The sequence below is a fragment of the Pseudochelatococcus sp. B33 genome (assembly GCF_053570585.1).
In genome coordinates this window covers 40,849-67,247 of record NZ_JBSEFH010000015.1, presented here as the reverse complement: position 1 = coordinate 67,247, position 26,399 = coordinate 40,849, and the positions used below count along the sequence as shown (strand labels likewise).

General features: G+C 68.7%; 21 protein-coding genes and 1 other RNA gene. 20 read left to right on the top strand and 2 right to left on the bottom strand.

The window, feature by feature from the left end:
* Positions 1-22 precede the first annotated feature (22 nt).
* The gene (locus ACUSIJ_RS17350; protein ID WP_449309674.1) at positions 23-1,507 is read left to right on the top strand and encodes an AMP nucleosidase; all 1,485 of its coding nucleotides are present in this window, start codon (positions 23-25) and stop codon (positions 1,505-1,507) included.
* A 47-nt stretch (positions 1,508-1,554) separates the two neighbouring features.
* Here the strand turns inward: ACUSIJ_RS17350 and ACUSIJ_RS17345 are convergent, their stop codons facing one another.
* Together ACUSIJ_RS17345 and ACUSIJ_RS17340 are read right to left on the bottom strand one after the other, a co-directional pair.
* The gene (locus tag ACUSIJ_RS17345) at positions 1,555-2,346 is read right to left on the bottom strand and encodes a peptidoglycan recognition protein family protein (protein ID WP_449309673.1); all 792 of its coding nucleotides are present in this window, start codon (positions 2,344-2,346) and stop codon (positions 1,555-1,557) included.
* Between the two features lie 147 nt (positions 2,347-2,493).
* A complete protein-coding gene (locus tag ACUSIJ_RS17340; RefSeq protein WP_449309672.1) occupies positions 2,494-2,730 on the bottom strand; it encodes a glycine zipper domain-containing protein in 237 nt (78 codons plus the stop codon).
* 601 nt (positions 2,731-3,331) lie between these two features.
* Here ACUSIJ_RS17340 and ACUSIJ_RS17335 point away from each other — a divergent pair.
* The 19 genes from ACUSIJ_RS17335 (at position 3,332) to ACUSIJ_RS17245 (ending at position 26,303) form a co-directional block, all read left to right on the top strand.
* Positions 3,332-4,111 carry a lytic transglycosylase domain-containing protein gene (locus ACUSIJ_RS17335; protein WP_449309671.1) on the top strand — a complete coding sequence of 260 codons (780 nt, stop codon included), beginning with the start codon at positions 3,332-3,334 and terminating at the stop codon, positions 4,109-4,111.
* A 55-nt stretch (positions 4,112-4,166) separates the two neighbouring features.
* Positions 4,167-4,560, top strand: an RNA gene (gene rnpB, locus ACUSIJ_RS17330) — RNase P RNA component class A.
* A 344-nt stretch (positions 4,561-4,904) separates the two neighbouring features.
* Positions 4,905-5,393, top strand: coding sequence for a division/cell wall cluster transcriptional repressor MraZ (locus tag ACUSIJ_RS17325; protein WP_449309670.1), 489 nt, complete (start codon positions 4,905-4,907; stop codon positions 5,391-5,393).
* Positions 5,390-6,430 (top strand): 16S rRNA (cytosine(1402)-N(4))-methyltransferase RsmH, encoded by a 1,041-nt coding sequence (gene rsmH, locus ACUSIJ_RS17320; RefSeq protein ID WP_449309669.1) that lies wholly within the window; start codon positions 5,390-5,392, stop codon positions 6,428-6,430. Before ACUSIJ_RS17325 ends, rsmH begins: the two co-directional genes overlap by 4 nt.
* Positions 6,430-6,813: a cell division protein FtsL gene (gene ftsL / locus ACUSIJ_RS17315; RefSeq protein WP_449309668.1), complete on the top strand. Its 384-nt coding sequence runs from the start codon at positions 6,430-6,432 to the stop codon at positions 6,811-6,813. The genes rsmH and ftsL overlap by 1 nt, the downstream gene beginning before the upstream one ends.
* A gap of 85 nt (positions 6,814-6,898) precedes the next feature.
* Entirely contained in the window at positions 6,899-8,704 is a 1,806-nt protein-coding gene (locus ACUSIJ_RS17310; protein ID WP_449309766.1) for a peptidoglycan D,D-transpeptidase FtsI family protein, read from the top strand.
* Positions 8,705-8,812: 108 nt separating this feature from the next.
* Positions 8,813-10,282: a UDP-N-acetylmuramoyl-L-alanyl-D-glutamate--2,6-diaminopimelate ligase gene (locus tag ACUSIJ_RS17305; RefSeq protein WP_449309765.1), complete on the top strand. Its 1,470-nt coding sequence runs from the start codon at positions 8,813-8,815 to the stop codon at positions 10,280-10,282.
* The gene (locus ACUSIJ_RS17300) at positions 10,279-11,760 is read left to right on the top strand and encodes a UDP-N-acetylmuramoylalanyl-D-glutamyl-2,6-diaminopimelate--D-alanyl-D-alanine ligase (RefSeq protein ID WP_449309667.1); all 1,482 of its coding nucleotides are present in this window, start codon (positions 10,279-10,281) and stop codon (positions 11,758-11,760) included. The genes ACUSIJ_RS17305 and ACUSIJ_RS17300 overlap by 4 nt, the downstream gene beginning before the upstream one ends.
* Positions 11,761-11,829: 69 nt before the next feature.
* Positions 11,830-12,933, top strand: coding sequence for a phospho-N-acetylmuramoyl-pentapeptide-transferase (gene mraY, locus ACUSIJ_RS17295; protein WP_449309666.1), 1,104 nt, complete (start codon positions 11,830-11,832; stop codon positions 12,931-12,933).
* 19 nt (positions 12,934-12,952) lie between these two features.
* Positions 12,953-14,353, top strand: coding sequence for a UDP-N-acetylmuramoyl-L-alanine--D-glutamate ligase (murD, locus tag ACUSIJ_RS17290; protein WP_449309665.1), 1,401 nt, complete (start codon positions 12,953-12,955; stop codon positions 14,351-14,353).
* A gap of 190 nt (positions 14,354-14,543) precedes the next feature.
* Positions 14,544-15,692, top strand: a complete 1,149-nt coding sequence (locus ACUSIJ_RS17285; protein ID WP_449309664.1) for an FtsW/RodA/SpoVE family cell cycle protein — start codon at positions 14,544-14,546, stop codon at positions 15,690-15,692.
* Complete coding sequence (gene murG, locus ACUSIJ_RS17280) at positions 15,685-16,818, top strand: undecaprenyldiphospho-muramoylpentapeptide beta-N-acetylglucosaminyltransferase (protein WP_449309663.1); 1,134 nt, start codon at positions 15,685-15,687, stop codon at positions 16,816-16,818. Before ACUSIJ_RS17285 ends, murG begins: the two co-directional genes overlap by 8 nt.
* Positions 16,819-16,982: 164 nt before the next feature.
* Positions 16,983-18,395, top strand: a complete 1,413-nt coding sequence (murC, locus tag ACUSIJ_RS17275) for a UDP-N-acetylmuramate--L-alanine ligase (protein ID WP_449309662.1) — start codon at positions 16,983-16,985, stop codon at positions 18,393-18,395.
* Positions 18,392-19,342, top strand: coding sequence for a UDP-N-acetylmuramate dehydrogenase (gene murB / locus ACUSIJ_RS17270; RefSeq protein WP_449309661.1), 951 nt, complete (start codon positions 18,392-18,394; stop codon positions 19,340-19,342). Before murC ends, murB begins: the two co-directional genes overlap by 4 nt.
* A 326-nt stretch (positions 19,343-19,668) precedes the next feature.
* Complete coding sequence (locus ACUSIJ_RS17265; RefSeq protein WP_449309660.1) at positions 19,669-20,574, top strand: cell division protein FtsQ/DivIB; 906 nt, start codon at positions 19,669-19,671, stop codon at positions 20,572-20,574.
* Positions 20,571-21,923 carry a cell division protein FtsA gene (ftsA, locus tag ACUSIJ_RS17260; RefSeq protein ID WP_449309659.1) on the top strand — a complete coding sequence of 451 codons (1,353 nt, stop codon included), beginning with the start codon at positions 20,571-20,573 and terminating at the stop codon, positions 21,921-21,923. Before ACUSIJ_RS17265 ends, ftsA begins: the two co-directional genes overlap by 4 nt.
* A 192-nt stretch (positions 21,924-22,115) precedes the next feature.
* Positions 22,116-23,855: a cell division protein FtsZ gene (ftsZ, locus tag ACUSIJ_RS17255; protein ID WP_449309658.1), complete on the top strand. Its 1,740-nt coding sequence runs from the start codon at positions 22,116-22,118 to the stop codon at positions 23,853-23,855.
* A 426-nt stretch (positions 23,856-24,281) separates the two neighbouring features.
* Positions 24,282-25,232, top strand: a complete 951-nt coding sequence (lpxC, locus tag ACUSIJ_RS17250) for a UDP-3-O-acyl-N-acetylglucosamine deacetylase (protein WP_449309657.1) — start codon at positions 24,282-24,284, stop codon at positions 25,230-25,232.
* A 186-nt stretch (positions 25,233-25,418) separates the two neighbouring features.
* The gene (locus ACUSIJ_RS17245; protein WP_449309656.1) at positions 25,419-26,303 is read left to right on the top strand and encodes an outer membrane protein assembly factor BamD; all 885 of its coding nucleotides are present in this window, start codon (positions 25,419-25,421) and stop codon (positions 26,301-26,303) included.
* Positions 26,304-26,399 lie beyond the last annotated feature (96 nt).

Genomic DNA, 26,399 nt, shown 5'->3' with positions numbered 1-26,399 from the left:
CCATTTGGAGAAGGAGCGGCCAATGGCCACTGTCAGCGCCGGAGCGGGCGCGGATTTCGTGCCCTGCGCGAGTGCGGACGAGGCGGTGGACCGGCTCGCCGTCCTGCACGACGCCGCGCTGGCGGCGCAGCGCCAGGCGCTCGACGCCTTCGTGCGCCACAAGGTTCTGCCCGATGCGGCGGCGCGCGCCGCGTTCTGCTATCCCGAACTGCGCGTGGTCTATGAGCCGGAGGGATCGATTCCCGTCAGCGCGCGCGCCTATGCGAAATTCCAGCGCGCCGGCGGCTACGCCACCACCATCACCCAGCCGGAGGCGTTCCGCCCCTATCTCACCGAGCAACTCGGCCACCTGATGCGCGATTTCGACGCCCGCGTCCTGGTGGGGCGCGGGCAGCAGGAGATCCCCTATCCTTACGTCGTCGAGCGCGGCGATGAACTCGCCGGGATCGGCGGGACCGCGGCGGAGCTGGCCAGCCATTTCCCGGTGCCCAACCTCACCGAGGTGGGTGACGAGGTGGCGGACGGCCTGTGGGAGCACGACCCGGCCCGCCCGCTGCCGCTGTCGCTCTTCGACGGCGCGCGCGTCGACTTCTCGCTGCGCCGCCTCGTGCACTACACCGGCTCGGACTGGCGCCAGGTCCAGCCCTGGATCCTGCTGACCAACTACCACCGCTATGTCGACCAGTTCGTCCGCATCGGCCTGGAGCTGCTGCGGGAAAGCGGCCGCTACCTGCGCCTTGTGCTGCCGGGCAACACCGTCATCGCGCGCGGCACGCCCGAGGACGAGGCGATTGCGCTCGCAGCCGGCGTGGCGTGGCACCGCTTCCAGATGCCGGCCTACCACCTCGTGGCCGAGGACGGCCACGGCACGACCCTCGTCAACATCGGCGTGGGGCCGGCGAACGCCAAGAACATCACCGATCATCTGGCGGTGCTGCGGCCGCATTGCTGGCTGATGATCGGCCATTGCGGCGGGCTGCGCCAGTCGCAGTCCATCGGCGACTACGTGCTGGCGCACGCCTATCTGCGGCAGGACAACATCCTCGACCGCGCCGTGCCGCCGGAAATCCCCATCCCGGCGCTGGCGGAAGTGCAGGTGGCGCTGCAGGAGGCGGCCGCGACCGTCACCGGCGACAAGGGCGACGCGCTGAAAAGGCGCCTGCGCACCGGCACCGTCGTTACCTACGACGACCGCAACTGGGAGCTGCGCTGGTCGCAGGAGCGGCGGCTGATCAACCTGTCGCGCGCCATCGCGGTGGACATGGAGAGCGGCACCATCGCCGCCCAGGGCTACCGGCTGCGCGTGCCCTACGGCACGCTGCTGTGCGTGTCGGACAAGCCGCTGCACGGCGAGATCAAGCTGCCGGGCGCGGCCAACGCGTTCTACGAGCGGGCGGTGGGACAGCACCTGCGCATCGGCCTCGCCGCGCTCGACCTGCTGCGCAGCCAGCTCCACTCGCTGCACTCGCGCAAGCTGCGCAGCTTCGACGAGCCGCCGTTCCGATAGGGCATCGAGCTCGCGCGGCGCGTGAGCGCTGAAAAAGCGAAGCGCTCTCAAGTCCTTGAAGCGATGAGGTCGCGCAGCGTCGTGATGGTGGAGGCGTCGGCGATGCCGTCGACCCGCTCCGGCCGGAAATGGCGCTGGAAGGCGCGCACCACCGCCTCGGTCTCGGGGTTGTAGACCCCGTCGACGTCGAGGCCGTAGCCGTAGAGCCCGAGCATGGCCTGCAGCGCCTCGATGGGCTGGCCCCGCTCTCCCGGCGACAGGAACCGGCCGCCGCGCAGGGGCGCGGGCGTCACCCAATGGCCCACGCCGGCGCGCGCCAGCTCTTCCCACGGGAAGGCCTCGCCGGGATCGCGCTTGCGCAGGGGCGCGACGTCGGAATGGGCCAGCACCCTGTCCGTCCGGATGCCCCAGCGGGCGATGATGTCCTGCGCCAGCGCGATCACGGCCTCGATCTGCGCCGGCGGAAAGGGCGGCATGGACTCCGGCGGGGCGGCATCGCGAAAATGGCCGGGGTGGGCGATCTCGATGCCGATGGAGGCCGAGTTGATGTCGCGCTCGCCGTCCCACACCGCCTCGCCCGCGTGCCAGGCGCGGCGCGATTCGGGCACGAGCTGGAGCACGCGGCCGTTCTCGAACACGAAGTAATGCGCCGAGACCTGCGACGTCGCATCGCACAGCCGGTTCAGCGCCTCACCCGAATCGGCCATGTCCGTGTAGTGCAGCAACAGGATGTCGGGCCGGCGCGCGGCGCCTTCTGTCGCGCCGCGCCTTTCGCCGTGGTTGGGCGAGGGGAACACCTTCGAGGCGACGGGACTGTCCGGGACGAGGCGGGCGCTCATGCTTGCTGGCCGTTGTGCGATACGGGAGTTTTCCTATACCGCCTCGGCCGCAGGGCCGCAAACGGCCGCGCCATACGCACGCTCGCGGTCTTCGACCGGGAGCGTGCGGGTTTCTTCAAGCGCCGCGGCCTCACCTGCCTGCGGTGTTCAGCGTCGCGGCGCGGTGGCGTGGCCGATGATCGCGCCGCTCGCCGCACCGATCGCGCCGCCCGCCAGCGCGCCGCCGGCCCGCCCGGTGGCCACGCCGCCGACCACGGCGCCGGTGGCGCCACCGATGAGTGCGCCGCCGACCGCCCGGTCACGCGGATTCGTCGTGCTGCACGCCGCGAGCGAGAACGCCAGCGCGCCGGCGGCGGCGAGACTCACGAGCCGAATTCCCTTCATCGCCATCACCTCTATGCTTGAAAAGACGGTTCCCGCCCCGCGCCGCGAGACGCCCGGCAGCGGAAATCGACCATATGGGGAGCTTATTCGACCTGTCCGAGGGAGGATATGCGGCTCGTCAATTTTTTGCCGCATACCCAATTCTTCATTCACATGAAAAATACAAGAAACTAATGGATAATAAATCCTAAATTTCATGTAGTCGGCTATATCGATAACGGATTAAGTCTACGCGAATACGCGAATAGTTATTTCGTCAGAAGTTTGCCTTATTTCCCCTATGAGAGTGCCACCCCTAGCGGCCTGGGGGCCTGTGGAGACTGTCGAGGATTCGGCGTCGATTGGTTTCGTTGCGCGCTCTTCTGGGCGCGATGGCATCGATATTGGAATCGGCGACGGCACTGCTTTGCCTGCCAGCGGAATGTCGACGGCGGGTGCGGGACCGGTTCGAAAGCGTTGTCTCCACGGTGGTTGGGTAGAAGTCATGCCGGCGCGAGCGCGTGCTGGCGGCGGGTTATGCCGGCGTCGCCGCGGGGCCGGAAAGGTCGCAGCGGCGGTCCGGTCGAGGAGCAGTCGTTTGAGAAGTGTACGGATAATCGCGTTGACCGCCGTCATGGCCGGCGCGCTGGGAACCTCTTCCACTCAGGCATTGGCCAATACCGATATCTACAGTTTTTTCGCCAGCGAGCGGGCCAGGGCGGCCACATCCGCGCCGGCGCCGGCCGATGCGGTCAAGCCCGCGGATGGCAAAAGCGCGCAAACCGGGGCGGCGAAGGCGCCCCGCAAGCGCTCCGTGCGCAAGAAGCCGGCCAGCATTGCCCCTGACACGATCGCCCCGCCGAATCTGGCGGAAAACGCCGGCAAGGCCGCGCACTCCTCCTCCGCGCGCTCCTCCTCCGCGCGCTCCTCTTCCCCCCGCTCCCGCCAGGCGCTCGGCTATCAGGCCGCCTCGCGCGAGCGCTACCGGGCGCTGATCGCCCAGCACGCCGCCGCCAACGGCATCCCCTTCGCGCTCGGCGACGCGGTGGTGCGCGTCGAGAGCCGCTACCAGCCGCACGTGAGCAACGCGGGCGCGCTCGGCCTGATGCAGATCAAGCACAGAACGGCGCGTGGCGTCGGCTACAGTGGATCGGCCAAGGGCTTGATGAACCCCGAGACCAACATCAAATACGGCATGAAATATCTCGGGCAGGCGTATCGGCTGGCGAACGGCGATACCTGCGGCACGGTGATGCGCTACCAGAGCGGCCACTATGCCAAGCGTCCCAGCCGCGCCAATCTGGCCTATTGCGCCAAGGTGCGCACCATCATCGCCAGCCTCGGCACGGAGCTGGCGGCGACGGCAGCGCCCGCCGGCGACGGCAAGACCCGCGTCGAATGATGCGCCGCGCGCGCCGCACTTGACCACGGCGGCGCGCGACCTTATCCCGAGATCGTCAGCCGGCCGGACGGCCGCTGTCCGTGAGGGCAGAGGAAAGTCCGGGCTCCACGGAAACACGGTGCCGGATAACGTCCGGCGGGGGCGACCCCAGGGAAAGTGCCACAGAAAGCAAACCGCCCCGGATGCGTCCGGGGCAAGGGTGAAAGGGTGCGGTAAGAGCGCACCGCGCGGCCGGCAACGGCAGCGGCAGGGTAAACCCCACCGGGAGCAAAACCGAATAGGGACGACGGACCCCGCGGCCTCGGCAGCAGGGTCAGGCGCGTTTCCGCGCCGGTCGTCCGGGTTGGTTGCTAGAGGCGGCTGGCAACAGCCGTCCCAGATGAATGGCCGTCACGCGGGGCCGCGAGGCCTCCGCCATACAGAACCCGGCTTACAGGCCGACTGACATCGAAAGCCGCGGCGGGCATCCGGAACACTTCCCGGCCCGCCGCGGCTTTATTTTTTTATTTCTCGGGATCACGCCGAAATGAACGCTGCCTGAACGGTTCGTTAACCCTAACCCGGTTGAGATGGAGGCGGAAGCACCGGCCATGGTGGCCGTGATTCCATTGACGGCCATATTGTCCCATGATATCCCAAGATGTCCCATTTCCGGCGGGTCCCATCCGGCGTCTGCACCCGAAAGCCGGCGGCGGCCGGACCGGGGGCGGCCAGGCCGGTGCCGTTGCGGCGCCTGAGCTTGCGGCGTTCGGGCGCGCGGCGGCGGGTCGGGATATCGGCGGATCTGGGTGCGATGGATCGGTTCGTTTCCAACTTCACCAACCGGCTGGATGCCAAGGGGCGGGTGTCGATACCGGCGCCGTTCCGGGCGGTCCTGGCGCGGGACGGGTTCGAGGGGCTCTACGTGCATCCGGCGCTCGATGCGCCGGCGCTCGATGCGGGCGGCAACGCCCTGCTGCGGGAGATCGACGGGCTGCTGTCGCGGCTCGCGCCCTATTCGGACGAGCGCGATTTCCTGTCGACGGCGCTGCTCGGCACGAGCGAGATCCTGAAGGTGGACGCGGAAGGGCGCGTGGCGCTGACCGACGGGCTGAAGGCCCATGCGGGGCTTGGCGACTCGGTGACCTTCGTCGGGCTCGGCCACAAGTTCCAGCTCTGGGAGCCGTCGGCGTTCCGCGGGCATCTGGAGGAGGCGCGCGAGCGGGTGCGTGCCCTGAAACGGTCTTTGGGAGAGGCTGGCATGGTTTCGCGAGGTTTGGCTTCGGAGGCACGGGAACGATGACGGGTCGCGACGACGGCCCGGCCGGCGTCGCAGGCGGACCGGCCCGTCATGTTCCCGTGCTTCTGGACGAGGTCCTCGCCGCCCTCGATCCGCGCGCCGGCGGCGTCTATCTCGACGGCACGTTCGGCGCCGGCGGCTATACCGCGGCGATCCTGGAGCGGGCCGGCACGCGGGTGATCGCGCTCGACCGCGACCCTTCCGCCATCGCGGCGGGCAGGGAGCTCGTGGCGGCGTCCGGCGGGCGCCTCGCACTGGTCGAGACGGTCTTCGGCGAGATGGAAGCCGCCGCCCGGGCGCAGGGCTGTGACGCCGTCGACGGCGTGGTGCTCGACATCGGCGTGTCCTCCATGCAGATCGACGAGGCCGAGCGCGGCTTCTCGCTGCGCTTCGACGGCCCGCTCGACATGCGCATGGAGCAGGCCGGCGAGAGCGCCGCCGACGTGGTCAACACGGCCGACGAGGCGCTTTTGGCCGACATCATCTACAATTTCGGCGAGGAGCGCCGCTCGCGCTTCGTGGCGCGCGCCATCGTGGAGCGGCGCGCGCAGGCGCCCATCGCGACGACGGCCGAACTCGCGGAGCTGGTGGCGGGCGTGGTGCGCGCCGACCCCCACGGCCCGCACCCGGCGACGCGGACGTTTCAGGCGCTGCGCATCTACGTCAACGACGAGCTGGGCGAGCTGACCCGGGCGCTGCACGCGGCCGAGCGCCTCCTCAAGCCCGGCGGACGGCTCGTGGTGGTGACGTTCCATTCGCTGGAGGACCGCATCGTCAAGCAGTTTCTGGCGCGCCGCTCCGCCCGATCGGGCGGAGGCTCGCGCCACCTGCCCGAGGAGGGGACGCAGGCGCCGACCTTCAGGCTCGTGTCGCGCGGCGTGGTGACGCCGACGGAGGCCGAATGCGCGCGCAATCCGCGCGCGCGCTCCGCCAAGCTGCGGGCGGCCGAGCGCCTCGCCGCGCCGGCGCGGGAAGTGGATGAAACCGTGATGTCGCTCGCGGCGCTGCCCGAGCGGCGCACGCGCAGGAGGGGGCGCTGATGCTGGTGCGTCTGTTGCATGTGCTGGCCGTGGTGGCGTTGCTCGGTTCGGCCGGCTACGCCTACTCGATCAAGTACGAGTCGATCTTCTATGCCGAGAAGCTGTCGAAGCTGAAGGCGCAGATCCAGCGCGAGAAGGACGCCATCGCCGCCTCGCGCGCCGACTGGCAGTTCCACGTGCGCCCGGATAGGATCGCGGTGCTGTCGGACCAGTATCTCGATCTGCAGCCGCTCAAGATCAATCAGATCGTGCGTTTCGGCGACATTCCCGAGCGCCAGCCGAAGGTCGACTCTATCGGCGCCAAGCTGGAGGCGCTGGGCCTCGGGGCCCCGACCAACACGCCGGCGGCCGGTGTCAGCCGGTCGGCGACGGCAACCCCTTGAGGAGCGATCCCTTGAGGAGAAGGAGCGATCACGGCAGTGATCCGCGGGTGCGGGCATTCCGGGACGGGAGTGGCGGATGGGCGAGATGAACGGCGAAGACGGGAACAGGACGGAGAATGCGGCGGGGCGCGCGTTGCCGGAATACGCGCCCGTGCATGAGGAGGAGGGGCAGCTTCGGCCCTCCCGCCGCGCCCGCGTGTGGCACTTCGTGCGCGACCTGTTCCGCATGCGCGCCGATCGCTCCGCCCAGCGCGTGACGCTGGTCGGGGTGTTCTTCGTGGTGCTGTTCGCGGCCCTCATCGGCCGCCTGTCGTGGATGGCGATGCATCCGAAGCTGCCGGGCGAACTGCGCGGCGGCAACACGGTCGCGGCCGCGCGGCCCGATATCCTCGACCGCAACGGCGTCGTGCTGGCCACCGACATCAAGACCGTGTCCGTCTTCGCCGAGCCGCGCAACATCATCGACGCCGACGAGGCGACGGAGCTGCTGACGGCGGTGCTGCCCGGTCTCGACGCGCGCGAGCTGCGCGAGAAGCTCAGCACGAACAGAGGCTTCGTGTGGGTCAAGCGCCAGATCACGCCGCGCCAGCAGGCGGAGGTGCACCGGCTCGGCATCCCCGGCGTCGGCTTCGTGCCGGAGAACAAGCGCGTCTATCCCAACGGGCCGGTGGGCGCGCACGTGCTGGGCTTCGCCAACGTCGACAACGAGGGCATCGCCGGCATCGAGAAATACATGGACAACCAGGGCCTCAAGGCGCTCGCCGGCTACGGCTTCGCCCGTTCGGCCGACGATCTGGAGCCGGTGCAGCTTTCGCTCGACCTGCGCGCCACGGCGGCCGCGCGGGACGAGCTGATGAAGGGCATGGCCTACTTCAAGGCCAAGGCGGCCGCCTCGCTCATCCTCGACGTCAACACCGGCGAGGTGGTGTCGCTGGTCTCGTTGCCGGACTACGACCCCAACAACCCCGTCGACGCGCTCAAGGAAGACCGCATCAACCGCATGATCGTCGGCGTGTTCGAGATGGGCTCGACCTTCAAGGCGCTGACCATCGCCATGGGCCTCGATTCGGGCAAGGCGACCATCAACTCCACCTACGACGCGCGCGGCGGCCTGCGCTACGGCCGCTTCACCATCAAGGATTATCACGGCAAGAACCGCATTCTCAACGTGCCGGAAATTTTCATCTATTCGTCGAACATCGGCACCGCGCGCATCGCCCTGCAGCAGGGCGTGCCGGCGCACAAGGCGTTTCTCAAGAAGATGGGCCAGCTCGACCGCATGCGCACCGAGATGCCGGAGAGCTCCGCGCCGCTGCTGCCGCCCAACTGGGGCGAGCTGAACACCATCACCATCTCCTACGGCCACGGCCTCGCGGTGGCGCCGATGCAGGCGGCGGCGGCCGTGGGCGCGCTGCTGAACGGCGGGCAGTTCGTCAACCCGACCTTCCTCAGGCGTTCCGAGCAGGAGGCGCGGGCGAACGCGCCGCAGGTCATCAAGCCCGAGACGAGCGAGGCCATGCGCTTCGTCATGCGCCTCAACGCGGTGAAGGGCTCGGCGCGCAAGGCCGACGTGCCGGGCTACTTCATCGGCGGCAAGACGGGCACCGCGGACAAGGTCATCAACGGCCGCTACGCGAAGAACAAGAACTTCACCACCTTCATGACCGTGATGCCGGCGGACGATCCGAAATACCTGTTCCTCACCGTCTATGACGAACCGCAGGCAACGCCGGAAAGCTATGGTTACGCGACCGCTGCCTGGAACGCCGGCGTGACGACGGGCAAGATCATGACGCGCGTGGCGCCGCTGCTCGGCCTGCCGCCGCGCTTCGAGGAGCCGGTCAACCCGTTCCCCACCATGGCGCGGCTCGGCGCTTGGGGCACGCGGTAGGTCTGGGGCACGCGGTAGGTCTGGGGCACACGGTAAATCTTGGGGCATGCGGTAGAATGGGCACGAGGTGGATCGCACTACAGGCAGAGGGATGCCGCTGACATGACCCTGTCCTCGCCGGTCTCGCTGGCCAGCCTGCTGCCTGAAGCGGGCGCGCCGGATATCGCGGTGTCCGGCCTGCAGCTCGATTCGCGGCGCGTCGGGCCGGGCGATGCGTTCTTCGCCGTGCCCGGCGCCAGGCTCGACGGCCTTGCCTTCGCGCAGGACGCGGCGCGGCGCGGGGCGGTCGCGATCGTCGGCGAGGGGCCTCGCCCGGACGACCTGCCGGAGACGGTGGCCTTCGTGCGGGTTGCGAACGTGCGCGCCAGCGTGGCGCTGGCGGCGGCCCGGTTTTTCCCGCGCCAGCCCGCAACGCTCGTCGCGGTGACGGGCACCAGCGGCAAGAGTTCCGTCGCCGATTTCACGCGTCAGATCTTTTCAGTGCTCGGCCATCAGGCGGCGAGCCTCGGCACCATCGGCGTCGTCGCGCCGTCGGGGGCGGTCTACGGTTCGCTGACGACGCCGGACAGCATCAGCCTGCACCGGACGCTCGACGGCCTGGCCCATGAGGGCATCACGCACCTGGCGCTCGAAGCCTCCTCCCACGGTCTCGACCAGCATCGCCTCGACGGCGTGCGGCTCACGGCTGCGGCGTTCACCAATCTGGGCCGCGACCATCTCGACTATCATCCGGACGTCGAATCCTACCTCGCGGCCAAGCTGCGGCTGTTTTCGGAGCTGCTGCCCGACGGCGCAGCGGCCGTGATCAACGCCGATTCGCCCGAGGCCGCGCGCGTGGCGGACATCGCGACGCGGCGGCGCCTGCCGCTCGTCAGCATCGGCACGGCCGGGGCGGATATCACGCTGGAGAGCGCCGCGCGCGAGGGCTTCGCCCAGCGTCTGCGCATCCGCCATCGCGGGCGCACGCGTGACGTGCTGCTGCCGCTCGCGGGCGACTTCCAGGCCTCGAACGCGCTCGTCGCGGCGGGGCTCGCGCTGGCGGCGGGCGGGGAGGCCGGCCGCGTGTTCGATGCGCTCGAGACGCTCGCGGGCGTCAAGGGACGGCTCGAACGGGTGGCGGAGGTCAACGGCGCGCTCGTCGTGGTGGACTACGCGCACAAGCCGGATGCGCTCGCCTCCGTTCTCGACACGCTGCGCGGCTATGCTTCCGGCCGGCTCGTGGCGGTATTCGGCGCCGGCGGCGACCGCGATGCGGGCAAGCGCCCGCTGATGGGCGCGATCGCTGCAAGCAAGGCCGACATCGCCATCGTCACCGACGACAACCCGCGTTCCGAGGAACCGGCCGCCATCCGGGCGCAGGTGCTCGCCGGCGCCGGGGCGGTCGCGGGCAGGGGGCAGGTGAGCGAGATCGGCGACCGGTTCGAGGCGATTCGCCACGCCGTCCGGCTGCTCGCGGCCGGGGACGTCCTCGTGGTGGCGGGCAAGGGCCATGAAACCGGCCAGATCGTCGGCCAGACCACTCTTCCCTTTTCCGACCACGAGGCGGTGCTCGCCGCAGCCGCGGAGCTGACATCATGACGATACCGGCCACAGGATCCGTTTCCTCCATCGCGCCGCCCCCTGTCGACCGGCAGGCGGAGGTGCTTTGGTCGCCTCTCGACCTCGTCACCGCGCTCAACGCCCGCGTCGCCAACGCGCTGCCGGACCGGGTGACGGGCGTGTCGATCGATACGCGCACGCTCGCGCCGGGGGACCTGTTCCTCGCCATCAGGGGCGAGAACAGCGACGGCCACGCCTATGTCCAGCAGGCGCTGGCGAAGGGCGCGGCGGCGGCCGTCATCGACGAGGCGCACGCCGCCTCGCTGGTGAACGGCGGCCCGCTCTACGTGGTCCGGGACGTGCTGGAGGCGCTGCACGGTCTCGGCGCGGCGGCGCGGGCGCGCAGCCGCGCGCGGGTGATCGCGGTCACGGGATCGGTCGGCAAGACCAGCACCAAGGAGGCGCTGCGGCTCGCGCTCGGGCGGCAGGGGCGCACCCATGCCTCCGTCGCCTCCTACAACAACCATTGGGGCGTGCCGCTGTCGCTGGCGCGCATGCCGCGCGGCACGCGCTTCGGCATCTTCGAGATCGGCATGAACGCGCCGGGCGAGGTCGCGCCGCTGTCGCACCTCGTGCGCCCGCAGGTGGCCATCGTCACCACGGTGGGGCAGGTGCACCTGGAATATTTCCCCTCGGTCGCCGCGATAGCCGACGCCAAGGGCGAGATCTTCTCGGGACTGGAGCCCGGCGGCGTCGCGGTGCTCAACCGCGACAACGATCAGTTCGAGCGCCTCAAGGCCCATGTGCTGGCCTCGCGCGCGGGGCGAATCATCACCTTCGGCGAGCATCCGAAGGCGGACGTGCGCGGGATCAAGATCGTGCTCAAGCCCGAGCTGTCGGTGGTGGAGGCGCAGGTGTTCGGCGCCCCCGTGGTCTATCGCATCGGCTCGCCGGGCCGGCATATCGCGTTGAACAGCCTTGCGGTTCTGGCGGCGGTGCACGCCGTGGGCGGCGATCTGGCGCTCGCCGCGCTGGCGCTCGGTGAACTGACGCCGCCCGTCGGCCGCGGCGAGCGCGTGCGCCTCGGCGCGCCGGGGGGCGAGTTCCTGCTCATCGACGAGAGCTACAATGCCAATCCCACCTCGATGACGGCGGCGCTCGACACGCTGGGGCAGGCGGCGGTGGGCCTGCGCGGGCGGCGCATCGCGGTGCTCGCGGACATGCTCGAGCTCGGGCCTGACAGCGGCGAGCTGCATGCCTCGCTCAACGCACCGATTGTGGAAAACGACATCGATCTCGTGTTCGCGGCCGGGTCCGGCATGCATCATCTGTGGCGCACCCTTGCGCCCGAGGTGCGCGGGGCGTATGCCGAGACCGCGCAGGGACTGGAGGAACAGGTTTTGCGCGCGATCCGGGCGGGCGACGTCGTGATGGTGAAGGGCTCGAACGGCACGAGGGTCTCGCGCATCGTCGCCGCGTTCAAGAGCCGTTTCCCGGCGGTCGGCGCTGCCGACTGATCCTGCCCGTGATCCGCTCCCGGATCGTTCGTACGGCTGCTTTGCGGCTACTTCGGAGACGAGAAGAGCATGTTTATCTGGCTCGCGGAATTGAGCGCCTCCGTGCCTGCGCTCAACGTGTTTCGCTACATCACGTTCCGCACGGGCGCGGCGACCGCCACGGCGATGTTCTTCGTCTTCCTGTTCGGGCCCGCCATCATCGCCTCGCTCAGGGTGCGGCAGGGCAAGGGCCAGCCCATCCGCTCGGACGGGCCGCAGTCGCACCTCGCCAAGAAGGGCACGCCGACCATGGGCGGGCTCATGATCCTCTCGGGCGTGCTCGTCTCCGCGCTGCTGTGGGCCAATCTCTCGAACGCCTATGTGTGGGTGGTGCTCGCCGTGACGCTGGGCTTCGGCGCCATCGGCTTCTACGACGATTACCTCAAGGTCACGAAGCAGTCGCACAAGGGCTTTTCCGGCCGCATCCGGCTGACGATCGAAGGGCTGATCGGTCTTTCCGCCACCATCGCCATCATCCTCATCAGCCGCGATGCGCTGCCGCCGGCGCGCGAACTGCTCGCGACCTCCGTCGCCATTCCCTTCTTCAAGGATTTCCTGATCGATCTCGGCCTGTTCTTCGCGGTGTTCGGCGCTTTCGTGATCGTGGGCGCGGGCAACGCGGTGAACCTCACCGACGGCCTCGACGGGCTCGCCATCGTGCCGGTGATGATCGCCGCCGCGACCTTCGGCTTCATCGCCTATCTCGTCGGCAACGCGATCTTTTCCAACTATCTCCAGATCAACTTCGTGCCCGGCGCGGGCGAGCTCGCGGTGCTGTGCGGCGCGGTGATCGGGGCGGGGATCGGCTTCCTGTGGTTCAACGCGCCGCCGGCCCAGATCTTCATGGGCGACACCGGGTCGCTCGCGCTCGGCGGCATGCTCGGCGCCATCGCGGTGGCGGTGAAGCACGAGATCGTGCTCGCCATCGTCGGCGGCCTCTTCGTGCTGGAGGCGCTCTCGGTGATCGTGCAGGTCGCCTCCTTCAAGCTCACCGGCAAGCGGGTGTTCAAGATGGCGCCCATCCACCACCATTTCGAGCAACTGGGCTGGACCGAGCCGCAGGTCGTGATCCGCTTCTGGATCATCGCCGTGGTGCTGGCGCTCGTCGGCCTCTCCACTTTGAAGTTGAGATAAATCCGGAAGCTGAGATGAGATGACCCCCGTCACGTCGTTCAAGGGCAAGCGCGTCTTCGTTTTCGGCCTCGGCGGCTCGGGCCTTGCCACCGCGCAGGCGCTCATCGCCGGCGGCGCGAGCGTGACCGCCTGGGACGACGGCGAGAAAGGCCGCGAGGCCGCCCGCGCGGCGGGCGTCGCGGTCGCGGATCTGCGCGCGGCCGACTGGCACGGCGTCGATGCGCTGGTGCTGTCGCCCGGCGTGCCGCTCACCCATCCCGAGCCGCACTGGTCGGTATTCCTCGCCCGCTCGGCCGGCATCGAGATCATCGGCGACATCGAGCTGTTCGTCCGCGAGCGGCGGCTCGTCGCACCCGACGCGCCCCTCGTCGCCATCACCGGCACCAACGGCAAGTCCACGACGACGGCGCTCATCGCGCATATCCTGCGCGAGGCCGGACACGACGTGCAGCTCGGCGGCAATATCGGCACCGCCATCCTGTCGCTGGCGCCGCCGGCCGCGGGGCGGGTGCATGTCGTGGAGTGCTCGTCGTTCCAGATCGACCTCGCGCCCTCGCTCGATCCCACGGTGGGCATCCTGCTGAACCTGACGCCGGACCACATCGACCGTCACGGCTCGATGGCGCACTACGCCAGCATCAAGGAGCGGCTCGTCGCCGCCTCCCGCATCGCCATCGTCGGCGTGGACGACGACTGGTCGCGGGAAATCGCCCTTCGCATCGCCCGGCGTATCGAGGAGGCGGGCGGGCGCGTGGTGCCGTTGAGCGCCGAGCGCACGCTCGCCCGGGGGTTTTCCGTCGCGGGTACGCGTCTTCTGCGCGACGGCGCGGAAGTGGCGGACCTCGCCGGCATCGGCTCGCTGCGCGGCCGCCACAACGCGCAGAACGCAGCGGCCGCCTTCGCCGCAGTGACGGCTGCCGGCGTGGCGGATGACGTGGCGGCACGCGGTCTTGCCACCTTTCCGGGCCTGGCGCACCGCATGGAGGCGGTGGGGCGCGCCGGGCAGGTGCTGTTCGTCAACGATTCGAAGGCCACCAACGCCGATGCGGCGGCGAAGGCGCTGGGCTCGTTCGAGCGCATCTTCTGGATCACCGGCGGACGTGCGAAGGAGGGCGGCATCGCCCCGTTAACGGAATATTTCCCAAAAATCATCCATGCTTACCTCATCGGTGAATCGAGTGCCGACTTTGCCCGCACCCTCGACGGCGTGGTGCCCTACACCGTGAGCGGCACCCTCGATCAGGCGGTGCTGGACGCGGCGCGGGCGGCGGGGGGCGACGGTGTGGGTGAGGCGCAGGAGGAAGCAGTCGTGCTGCTGTCGCCGGCCTGCGCATCCTATGACCAGTTCCCGAATTTCGAGGTGCGCGGCGATCGTTTTCGCGAGGCCGTGCGGGCGTTGCCTGAGGTGACGCCGGTTTGAGCGGCATGCCGCTCTGTCTGTATGTTAGACCGTGTCATCGTTTCATGGAAACGCTGACACGATCTAATCCTTTGATTTTGAGCGAATTCTGATCGATCGAATGATTCCATTTGATCGGAACGCGCTTTAACGCATCAAACTTTTCCAAGAAGCACGCACGCTTTTTGGTTTGATGCTACGGGGATTGACGATGGCATCGCGCGCGGAACGCACTTATGCGGGTGAATGGCTGTGGACCGTCGACCGGTTGACGCTGGTCACCATCGGCGTGCTGATGGTCGCAGGCCTCGTCTTCCTGATGGGCGGCGGCCCGCCGGTCGCCGAGCGGCTCGGCCTGCCGGACTTCCATTTCGTCAACCGGCAGGTGTTCTATCTCATTCCCGGCATTCTCATCCTGATCGGGATATCGATGCTGCCGCCGCGCTACGTACGCCGGGTGGCGCTGCTCACCTATGTCGGCGGCATGGTCCTGATATTGCTGGCGCTCTACATGGGGCCCGAGGTCAAGGGCTCGCGGCGCTGGTTCGTGCTCGGCGGGTTCACCCTGCAGCCGTCGGAATTCGTCAAGCCCGCCTTCGTGGTGCTCACCGCTTGGCTGTTCGCCGAGGGCAACCGGCGCAAGGACATGCCCGGCACGTGGTTTGCGATGCTGATGCTGCCCGTCACCATCGTGCCGCTCATCCTCCAGCCCGACATCGGCCAGACCATGCTGGTGACCATCGTCTGGGCCTGCCTGTTCTTCACGGCGGGGCTGCACATGTTCTGGGTGCTGGGCATCGGCGGCGTCAGCCTGCTGGGGCTCGTCGCGGCCTATGAGTTCGTCGGCCACGTGCGGGCGCGCATCGAGCGCTTCCTCGACCCCGCGTCGGGCGACAGCTTCCAGGTGAACACCGCGCTCGACGCCTTCGCGCAGGGAAGCTGGCTCGGCAAGGGGCCGGGCGAGGGCACGGTCAAGCGCATCCTGCCGGATGCGCATACCGACTTCATCTTCGCCGCCACGGCGGAGGAATTCGGCATCGCCGTATGCATCGGGCTGGTGCTGCTGTTCGCCGTCATCGTGCTGCGCAGCCTGTCGCTGGCGCAACGCAACGAGGACCCGTTCTGCCGGCTGGCGGCGACCGGGCTCGTGACGCTGTTCGGCGTGCAGGCCTGCATCAACATGATGGTGAACGTACACCTGCTGCCCGCCAAGGGCATGACGCTGCCGTTCGTCTCCTACGGCGGCTCGTCGCTGTGGTCACTGGCGCTGGCCATGGGCTTCCTGATCGCGCTCACCCGCAAGCGTCCCCGCGCGGCGATCCTCGATCGCGGCATTCCGGCGGATGGCTATAATGGCTGACGCGCCCGCGAAGCCGCCGCTCGTCATCGTCGCGGCCGGCGGCACCGGCGGCCACCTGTTCCCCGCCGAATCGCTCGCCGTGGCGCTGAGGGCGCGCGGCCTTTCCGTGGTGCTGGCCACCGACACGCGCGCCGCCCGCTTCGCCGACCGGTTCCCCGCCGACGACATCATCGAATTTCCGGCCGCGACCCCTTCGGGGCGCTCGCCCCTCACCGCCGTGAAGGCGGTCTTCACGCTGGCGCGCGGCTTCTTCGCCGCCTACAGCGCCATCAGGGCGCGCCGGCCGGTGGTGATCGTGGGCTTCGGCGGCTATCCGACCGTCCCGCCGCTGCTCGCTGCGGGCATGCTGCGGGTGCCCATCGTGGTGCACGAGCAGAACGCCGTGCTGGGGCGCGCCAATCTGCTGCTGAGCAACTGGGCGACGCTGATCGCCACCGGCTTTCCGCATGTCGGCAAATTGCCGAAGGGTGCGAAGGATCGCGTGGCCCATGTCGGCAATCCGGTGCGCCCGGCCGTGATCGAGGCGGCGAAAGCGCCCTTCCAGCCGCTCGACGCAAGCGGTGTGCTGCATCTCGTCGTCACCGGCGGCAGCCAGGGGGCGCGGGTGATGAGCGATGTCGTGCCCGACGCCGTCGAACTGCTGCCCGATCACCTGCGCCAGCGGCTCGCCATTGTGCAGCAGGCGCGCAAGGAGGATCTGGAGCGCGTGCGCGCGGCCTATGCGCGGCTCGGCGTGGCGGCGGAGGTCGATTCGTTCTTCATCGACCTGCCGGCGCGGATCGCGGCGGCGCAGCTCGTCATCGGCCGTGCCGGGGCCTCGACGGTCGCGGAACTCGCCGTGATCGGCCGCCCCTCCGTCCTGGTGCCGCTGCCGGGTTCGCTCGATCAGGACCAGGCGGCCAACGCCGCCGTGCTGGCGCGCGTCAGCGCCGCCACCGCCGTGGCGCAGAAGGATTTCTCGCCGCAATGGCTGGCGGACGCGCTGAAGGCGGTTTTCGACGATCCGGCGTCGCTGCATCGGGAGGCGATCGCGGCACGCACCGTCGGCTATCCCGACGCGGCGGAGCGGCTCGCCGATCAGGTCTTCAAGGTCGCGCGCGGCGAATGGTCGCCCGCGAATCGTTGAAACGGACGCGCAAGACGGGCAAAAGCAACAGAGCGCTTTCCGATCGAATGGAATCATTTGATCGATAAGAATTCGCTCAAAATCAAAGAGTTAGAGCATATCAGCGTTTCCGTGAAACGCTGATATGCTCTAGTCGGCGTCACAGACATGAAGGAAAGCGGTTCATGAAACTGCCGCGCGAGCTTGGCCCCATCCATTTCATCGGCATCGGTGGCATCGGCATGTCGGGCATCGCCGAGGTGCTGCTCAACCTCGGCTACACGGTGCAGGGGTCGGACGCCAGCGACAACGCCAACGTCAGGCGCCTGCGCGAGAAGGGTGCGAACGTCTTCGTCGGCCACGCGCCGGAGCATCTGGGCGAGGCCGAGGTCGTGGTGGTGTCGACCGCCATCAAGCGCGACAATCCCGAACTCGCCGAGGCGCGTCTGCGCCGTCTGCCCGTCGTGCGCCGCGCCGAAATGCTGGCCGAGCTGATGCGCCTCAAGACCTGCGTGGCGATTGCCGGCACCCACGGCAAGACCACGACGACATCGCTCGTCGCGACGCTTCTCGACGGCGGCGGCTTCGACCCGACCGTCATCAACGGCGGCATCATCAACGCCTATGGCACGAACGCGCGGCTCGGCGCCGGCGACTGGATGGTGGTGGAGGCGGACGAGTCCGACGGCACCTTCCTCAAGCTGCCCGCCGATGTGGCGGTGGTCACCAACATCGACCCCGAGCACCTCGACCATTTCGGCACCTATGAGGCGGTCAAGGACGCCTTCCGCGCTTTCGTCGAGAACCTGCCGTTCTACGGCTTCGCGGTGATGTGCATCGATCATCCGGTGGTGCAGGGCCTCGTCGGTGCCATCGAGGACCGGCGCGTCATCACCTACGGCCAGAACCCGCAGGCGGACGTGCGCCTGCTCGACCTCGACCTTTCCGGCGGGAAAAGCCGCTTCACGGTGCTGATCCGCGACCGGCAGTCGAATGCGGCGACCGTCATCGACGATCTCGTGCTGCCGATGCCGGGCCTGCACAATGCCCTGAACGCCACGGCGGCCATCGCCGTCGCCTTCGAGCTCGGCATGCAGCCCGACGCCATCGTCAAGGCGATCGGCGGCTTCAGCGGCGTCAAGCGGCGCTTCACCCGCACCGGCGAGTGGAACGGCGTGGCGGTTTTCGACGATTACGGCCACCATCCGGTGGAGATCGCCGCCGTGCTGCGGGCAGCGCGCTCCTCGACCCAGGGGCGGGTGGTGGCGGTGATGCAGCCGCATCGTTATACCCGCCTGCAGTCGCTCTTCAGCGACTTCTGCACCTGCTTCAACGACGCCGACACGGTGTTCGTGGCGCCGGTCTACGCGGCGGGCGAAGCCCCGATCGAAGGCGCCTCGCGCGATGATCTCGTCGCCGGCCTCAGAGCCCGCGGCCATCGCGAGGTCATCGCCATCGACGGGCCGGAGGGCCTCGCCGCGCGCGTGCGGGAAGTCGTCTCGCCCGGCGACTACGTGGTGTTTCTGGGCGCGGGCAGCATCACGGCCTGGGCCTACGCGCTGCCGGGCGAACTCGCGGCGCTGGACGAGCCCGCATGACCTTTCCCGACATCGGCGCGGCGCTCGCCGGCATCGGGCTCAGGGGGGTGCTCGCCGCCAACGCGCCGCTCGCGCCGCTGACGTGGTTCCGCACCGGCGGGCCGGCGCAGCTGCTGTTCACGCCCCATGATGCCGATGACCTGGCGCTGTTCCTGCGCCATCTGCCCGCGGACGTGCCGGTGCTGACCATCGGGCTGGGCTCGAACCTCCTGGTGCGTGACGGCGGCGTGCCCGGCGCGGTGGTGCGGCTCGGCAAGGGATTTTCGGCGATTGCCGTCGAGCCGGCGTATCATGTGCGTGCCGGTGCGGCGGCCGCCGATGTGAAGGTAGCGCGCGCGGCCGCGGAGGCGGGCATCGACGGGCTGGCGTTCCTGCGCGGCATTCCCGGCACCGTCGGCGGCGCGCTGCGCATGAACGGCGGCGCCTACGGCGGCGACGTGGCGCAGGTGCTGGTGGGGGCGCAGGCACTCGACCGCACGGGCGAACGCGTGACGCTGACGCACGCCGACATGGGCTTCACCTATCGCCATACGGCGGCGGACGATCTCATCTTCACCGAGGCGCTGTTTCGCGGCGCGCCGGGCGATCCGGCGGACATCCTGGCGCGCATGAACGCCATCACCGAGACCCGCTCGGCGACGCAGCCCGTCAGCACCCGCACCGGCGGCTCGACCTTCACCAATCCGCCGGGCGCCAAGGCGTGGGAGCTGGTGGACGCCGCCGGCTGCCGCGGCCTGCGAATCGGCGCCGCGCAGGTGTCCGAAATGCATTGCAATTTCCTCGTCAACCTGGGCGGCGCGAGCGCGGCCGATATTGAGGCGTTGGGCGAAGAAGTCCGCCGAAGGGTCCGTGAGCATTCGGGAATAAGCCTGCAATGGGAAATCCGCCGCGTCGGCATCCCCGCTGCCGCGTCCGATCTTAACGCTGGGGATAATATCGCCCGTTAACCGGCCGGCGCTGCGGCGTCAGCGGGCAGTGCGCGCGCAGGGCTTGCGGCCCGCTGCAAGGGCCGGCCGGCAACATTTTGAGATAGCGCCCGTTTTCGCGCTGGCGAACGGAGGGGCGAACCGCCCTCGGGCTGCAGAAAATCGCGCTGCGAGGGCGCTGCGGGGCTCTCCTTAAACCAAATATTTACCAAAAGGCGGAAGAGTCATCGTTAACGGTGCGCGCTGCGTCGTGGAACTGTTTTCAGGGGCTTTCGCCGCAGCGCCGCGTCACCGGAGCACTTCCCCAATGCCGGCATTGGCCGGGGTTCCATTTTCGGGCTTTATCGATGGCTGGTGGCAAGTTTTTTTCGCGGAAACGGACGGAGGCGCAGCGCGCCGCCGCCAGTGAGCGCCGCGCCCTGCGCCAGACGACGCTTGACCGGGCGGCGCGATACCTGCCGCGCGGCGCGGGGTCCGGCCTCATGGTGGCGTTCTTCGCGGTGGTCGCGGTCTACGGCGCCTCGCGCGGCGGGCACCTCGACGCGTTCCGCGCCGCCTACGGGGAGCCGCACGACGCGGTGGCGCGTTTCTTCGGGCTCGGCATCAAGGAGGTGCATATCGCCGGCATGGTCGAGCTGCGCGAGAGCGAGGTGCTGGCGGCGGCCGGGGTCGGCCCGCTGCGCTCGCTCGCCTTCCTCGACGCGGGCGAGGTGCGCCGGCGTCTCGAATCCGTGCCGATGATCCGCCAGGCCTCGGTGAGCAAGCTCTATCCCGACGCGCTCTCGATCGCCATCGTCGAGCGGGAGCCGCAGGCGCTGTGGCAGCGCAACGGCGAGGTGTTCGTGATCGCCGCCGACGGCACCGTCATCGACCTGATGACCGATCCCCGCTTCTCGCGCCTGCCCTTCGTGGCCGGCGAGGGCGCCAACACACGCGCGCAGGAATACATCGACATCGTGGCGGCGGCGGGGCCGCTGGCCCCGCGCATCCGCGCCGGCATTCTGGTGTCCGGCCGACGGTGGGACATCAAGTTCGACAACGACCTGATCGTGCGCCTGCCGGAGATCGAGCCGGTCGTGGCCATGGCGCGGCTCATCGATCTGGAGCGGCGCGAGAAGGTGCTGAACAAGGACCTGATCGCCATCGACATGCGCCAGAGCGACCGCATCGCCATGCGCCTTTCCGAGGAGGGCGCGGCGGCGATGATCGAAGCCCGGAAGAAAACTGCCAAGCGGAAGGCACCCGAAACATGAGCTCCTTCGGCAATCGCCTGACCCCAGGGCTGACGCCGCGGATGCGGCCGCTGTCGGCGCGCAAGAGCGCCACCCTGTCGGTGCTCGATGTCGGCACCAACAAGATCGTGTGCCTGATCGCCCAGCTGAACCCGGTCAACGAGACGGAGGTGCTGCGCGGCCGCACCCATCTGGCGCGGGTTCTGGGCATCGGCCACCAGCGCTCCATGGGCCTGAAGGGCGGGATCGTGGTCGATCTCGACGCCGCCGAGCGCGCCATCCGCCACGCGGTGGACGCGGCCGAGCGGATGGCCAAGGTCGAGCTGCAGTCGGTCATCGTCAACCTCACCGGCGGGCGTCTCGCCTCGCAGCGCTTCGCGGCCCATGTCGCGGTGCGCGGCGGCGCGGTGACTACGGGCGATGTCGGGCGCGTGCTCGACGCTGCCTCCGCCCACGCGACGCGTCCGGGGCGGGCGGTGCTGCACGCGCTGCCCACCGGCTTCTCGCTCGACGGCCAGCGCGGCCTGCTCGATCCCGCCGGGATGATCGGCGAGAAGCTCGGCGTCGACATGCATGTCGTCAACGCCGATGCAGGCGCGGTGCGCAACCTGATGCTCGCCGTGGAGCGCTGCCATCTCGACATCGAGGCGGTGGTGTCGACGCCCTACGCCTCCGGCCTGTCGGCGCTCGTGGACGACGAGGCGGAGATGGGCGCGGTGCTGATCGATCTGGGCGGGGGGACGACCAGCATGGGCGTTTTTGCCGGCGGCCATCTCGTGCATGCGGACGCGTTCGCGGTCGGCGGCCACCACGTGACCATGGACATCGCGCGCGGGCTGTCCACGCGCGTGTCGGCGGCGGAGCGGCTGAAGACGCTCTACGGCGCGGCGATCTCGTCACCGTCCGACGAGCGGGAGATCATCTCCGTGCCGCAGGTCGACGACAGCGAGCAGGATGTGCCCAACCACGTGCCGAAGTCGCACCTGGTGCGCATCATCAAGCCGCGGGTCGAGGAGATTCTCGAACTGGCGCGCGGGCGACTGCGCGAGGCGGGGTTTGCGGCGGAAGCCGGACGGCGGGTCATCCTGACGGGCGGCGCCAGCCAGTTGACGGGGCTTCCCGAACTGGCGCGGCGCATTCTCGTCGGCGAGAAGGGCACCGGCCAGGTGCGCATCGGCCGGCCGCTCGGCATCAAGGGTCTGCCGGAAGCGGCGAAGGGGCCTGCGTTCTCTGCTTCCGTCGGCCTGCTGGTCTATCCGCAGATGGCGCATGTGGAGCACTTCGAGCCGCGCTCCTCGGGCTACGGCCTCAGGACGGGCACGGACGGATACTTCACCCGTGTCGGGCGCTGGATCCGCGATAGTTTTTGATGCCGTTTCCCGATGAGCGTGGCTCATTGAGAAACGGAAGCCCGTGCGGCGTGTGAGCAAAGCCCGCACGCGACCGGCCGAAGACCGGGAGCGTCGGCATTAAGAGTAGGCGGCGGTGCGGCGGCCGCCTTGTCTTGAATTTTTGGAGGGGCGCGCAGCCGGGCGCCGATTGATGAGAAGAGGCCAAGGAACATGGCGATCAACCTGCAAGCTCCGGATATCCGGGAACTGAAGCCCCACATCACGGTTTTCGGCGTCGGCGGAGCCGGCGGCAACGCCGTGAACAACATGATCGAATCCGGCCTGCAAGGGGTCGAGTTCGTCTGCGCCAACACCGATGCCCAGGCGCTCACCAGCTCGCGCTGCGAGCGCATCATCCAGATGGGCACCCAGGTGACCGAGGGCCTGGGCGCGGGCTCGCAGCCCGACATCGGCCGCGCCGCCGCCGAGGAGGTGATCGAGGAGATCCGCGACAACCTCTCGGGCGCGCATATGGTGTTCATCACCGCCGGCATGGGCGGCGGCACGGGCACGGGCGCGGCGCCGGTCATCGCCCAGGCGGCGCGCGAGATGGGCATCCTCACCGTCGGCGTGGTGACGAAGCCGTTCCAGTTCGAGGGCGCGCGCCGCATGCGCGTGGCCGACGTCGGCATCCAGGAACTGCAGAAGGCGGTCGATACGCTGATCGTCATCCCGAATCAGAACCTCTTCCGCGTCGCCAACGAAAAAACCACCTTCGCCGACGCCTTCTCGCTCGCCGACCAGGTGCTCTACTCGGGCGTCGCCTGCATCACCGACCTGATGGTGAAGGAGGGCCTCATCAACCTCGACTTCGCCGACGTGCGCTCGATCATGCGCGGCATGGGCAAGGCGATGATGGGCACCGGCGAGGCCTCGGGCGAGAAGCGTGCGCTCACGGCGGCTGAGGCGGCCATCGCCAACCCGCTGCTCGACGACGTGTCCATGAAGGGCGCGCGCGGGCTGCTCATCTCCATCACCGGCGGCAACGACCTCACCCTCTACGAGGTGGACGAGGCCGCGACCCGCATCCGCGAGGAAGTCGATTCCGACGCCAACATCATCCTGGGCGCCACCTTCGATCCGGCGCTCGAGGGCATCATCCGCGTCTCCGTGGTCGCGACGGGCATCGAGCCGATCGTCGCCGGCAGCACCCAGGACGTGACTGCGACCGAACAGCGCATCGCGGAAGTCGCCGAGCGCCTGCGCTCCGAAGCGCGCCTGCGGGCCGTGCAAGGCGCGGGCGCGCCGGCTCTGGCCGCGCAGCAGGCTGCACCGCAGGCTGGCGCATCCATTGCCGCGCCCGTGCATGCGGCTGGATCGGCCGCCGCGCAGGCCGCGTCCTACGCCGCCGTGCCCGGACAGGCGCCGGCGGTCGGCCGGCACGACGTTGTGTTCGAGCAGGCCCCGCCGCGTCCGGGGGTCGCCGCTGCGCCCGTCGCCGAGGTGCACGCCGCCCCGGCCCAGCACGAGCCGATGCCCGAGCATTTCCTGCCGCCGCGTGCCGAGCAGACTGTGCGCCCTGCCCGGATGCCGCGCGTCGACGAGTTGCCCCTGCCGGCGCAGAACCAGATCCGCGCCAGCCGCGGCGAGGCGCCGCAGCACGCGCCGCAGGGACAGGGGAGCAACGATCCGCGCCAGCGCCTGTCGCTGCTCCAGCGGCTCGCCTCCGTGGGCCTCGGACGCCGGGACGAGCCAGCGCCGCAGCCGCAGCCGCAACGCGCGCCGGAAGCGCGCCCGCAGCAGCCCGCCCAGGTGCCGGTGCAGCAGCAGGCCCCGGCCCAGCCGCCGGCATTCCGCCAGCCGGGTCCCGAATCACAGCCGCAGCGGCCTGCCGCCGCGTCTCTTCGCAATGCAACAATCGACGACGAACAGCTTGAGATTCCGGCGTTTCTTCGCCGTCAAGCGAATTGAACAGGCCCATCCGTTCACAATTTCCGAGGTTGTCCACAGCGGGGCCGTAAGGCCCCGCTGCCATTTGTGCGGATGTTCCTGTGGGTGGACGGCGCAAGAGCGCCAAAACCGCGCACAAAATGCCGGAAGAGGAGGCAAGAAGACACTTTTGCGCCATAATTGACGCCAGCGGGATGGGGCCGGCCGGAAAGTGTTAATGAAGAGTAAATATTTGTTTTTTAAATGGTTTATCTGATTTTGTGCAATGTAACAGACGGTAAGAAAGCGTGATTGGCGCCCATACAGTGAGGTGACTATTTTGGCCACACACAGTGAGTCGGAAACGAGATCGCCAGTGCCTGCGGGCGCCGGATCCCCGGCTCAGGGCACGTCGGGCAGGATCGGGTCGACGCCGCCATGCAGTACACGGTCCGGGAACAGACATCGATGAAGGCCAGCAGGCAAACGACGCTACGCACGGCCATTGCGCTCACCGGGGTGGGCGTTCATTCCGGCCAACCTGCGAGACTCGTTCTTCATCCCGCGCGCGCCAACCACGGTGTCGTTTTCCTGCGGACGGGCCTGCCCGGCGACCGCCAGCGTCTGATCGACGCCCGCTACGTCCATGTCAGCACCACGGAACTGTGCACCGTCCTCGGCGACAAGGAGAGCGGTTCGGTATCGACCGTGGAGCACCTGATGGCCGCACTCTCGGGCCTGGGCGTCGACAACGTCCTGGCGGAGGTCGACGGCCCCGAGATGCCGATCCTGGACGGCAGCGCCGCCTGCTTCGTCGAGGCCATCGTGAACGCCGGCATCGCCCGGCAGCAGGCCGCGCGGCGTTACGTCAAGGTGCTGCGTCCCGTGCGCATCGAGCACGGGCGCGGTTTCTCCGAGCTGCGGCCGTTCGAGCGCGGTTTGCGGCTCGATGTCGAGATCGATTTCGATTCGGCTGTCATCGGCCGCCAGCGCAAGATCGTCGACCTCAACGCGGACACCTTCTGCGGCGAGATCAGCCGCGCCCGCACGTTCGGCTTCCTGCGCGACGTCGAGAAGCTGCGCAAGATGGGGCTGGCCCAGGGCTCGTCCCTGGAGAACTCCGTCGCCATCGCCGACGACGGCATCGTCAACCCGGACGGGCTGCGCTATGCCGACGAATTCGTCCGCCACAAGATGCTTGACGCCGTCGGCGACCTCGCCCTCGCCGGATACCCCCTGCAGGGCGAATACCGTTCCTATTGCGCCGGTCACCGCATGAACGTGGCGGTGCTCGAGGCGCTGTTCCGCGATCGGGCGAATTATGCGATCGTGGATGCGCATGCCCCGCGCCGCGAGTTCGGCTATGCCGAACTCGGTACGGGCGTTGCGGTTCCGGCCTACGCGCCAGACCTGACCTGAAATACCATGCGTGATGGATGGCTATGCACACAAGGTGCTTGGCCGATCGGGGGTGTTTGGGGTAAACAGCCTGTGGTTGGGGGTAATGTCGTCCCTCGCGCCATCTGAGAGGACTGACGAGGGATGCGTTTTCCTTCCATGCTGTGTTCCACCAGGGTCGTTTCGCATTTGTCTTCCGCAGGCGGCATGGCAGGTAAAGCGAGAAGCGCGGCTGCGAACTTCGCCGCACCCTGGCCGCGCCTTGTGCTGGTCGCCGTTTGCCTCGGCGGGGTGGCGGGCTGCGACACGCTGAAATCGATCAACCCCTTCGACAGGAGCGAGACCTACAAGCCGGAGATCGTTCCGGTGACCCCTGCCGAAGAGCTCTACAACGACGGGCTGGCGCGCTCGGCCTCGGGCGATTTCGAAGGCGCCTACAAGGCGTTCGACACCATCAACCGGCAGAATCCCGGCACGCAATGGGCGCAGAAGTCGCTGATCATGCAGACCTACGCCGCCTACGAGGGCGCCCGGTATGACGATTCGGCCAACAGCGCCATGCGCTACACGACGCTCTATCCCAACACGCAGGACGCCGCCTACGCGCAGTATCTGCTGGCGATGTCCTATTACAAGCAGGTGCCGGACGTCACCCGCGATCAGGCCGCGACGCAGCGCGCCATCGTGGCATTCGATACCCTGATCCAGCGCTATCCCAGCTCCGAATACGCCGCCGACGCCAAGTTCAAGGTGCAGGTCGTGCGCGACCAGCTCGCCGGCCACGAGATGGAGATCGGCCGTTTCTATCTGAGGCGCCGCAACTACACGGCGGCCATCAACCGCTTCCGCACGGTCGTGGCGCAGTACCAGACCACGCGTTCGGTGGAGGAGGCGCTGATGCGCCTGACCGAAGCCTACGCCGCGCTCGGCATCTTCAGCGAGGCGCAGACGGCCGCGGCCGTGCTCGGCCACAACTTCCCGGACAGCCCCTGGTACAAGGACGCCTACACGCTGCTCGCCGGCAGGGGGCTGGAGCCGCGCGAAGACACGGGCTCGTGGATCAGCAAGCTGTTCAGCGGCGGGCGATTCTAGAGCAGTTTGCGTTCAAGTCGATCCATCGAATTGAACGCAAGTTGCGGTAAAATATAGATTTTAGAGCGGGATGACGATTCAACCTGATCGCATCCC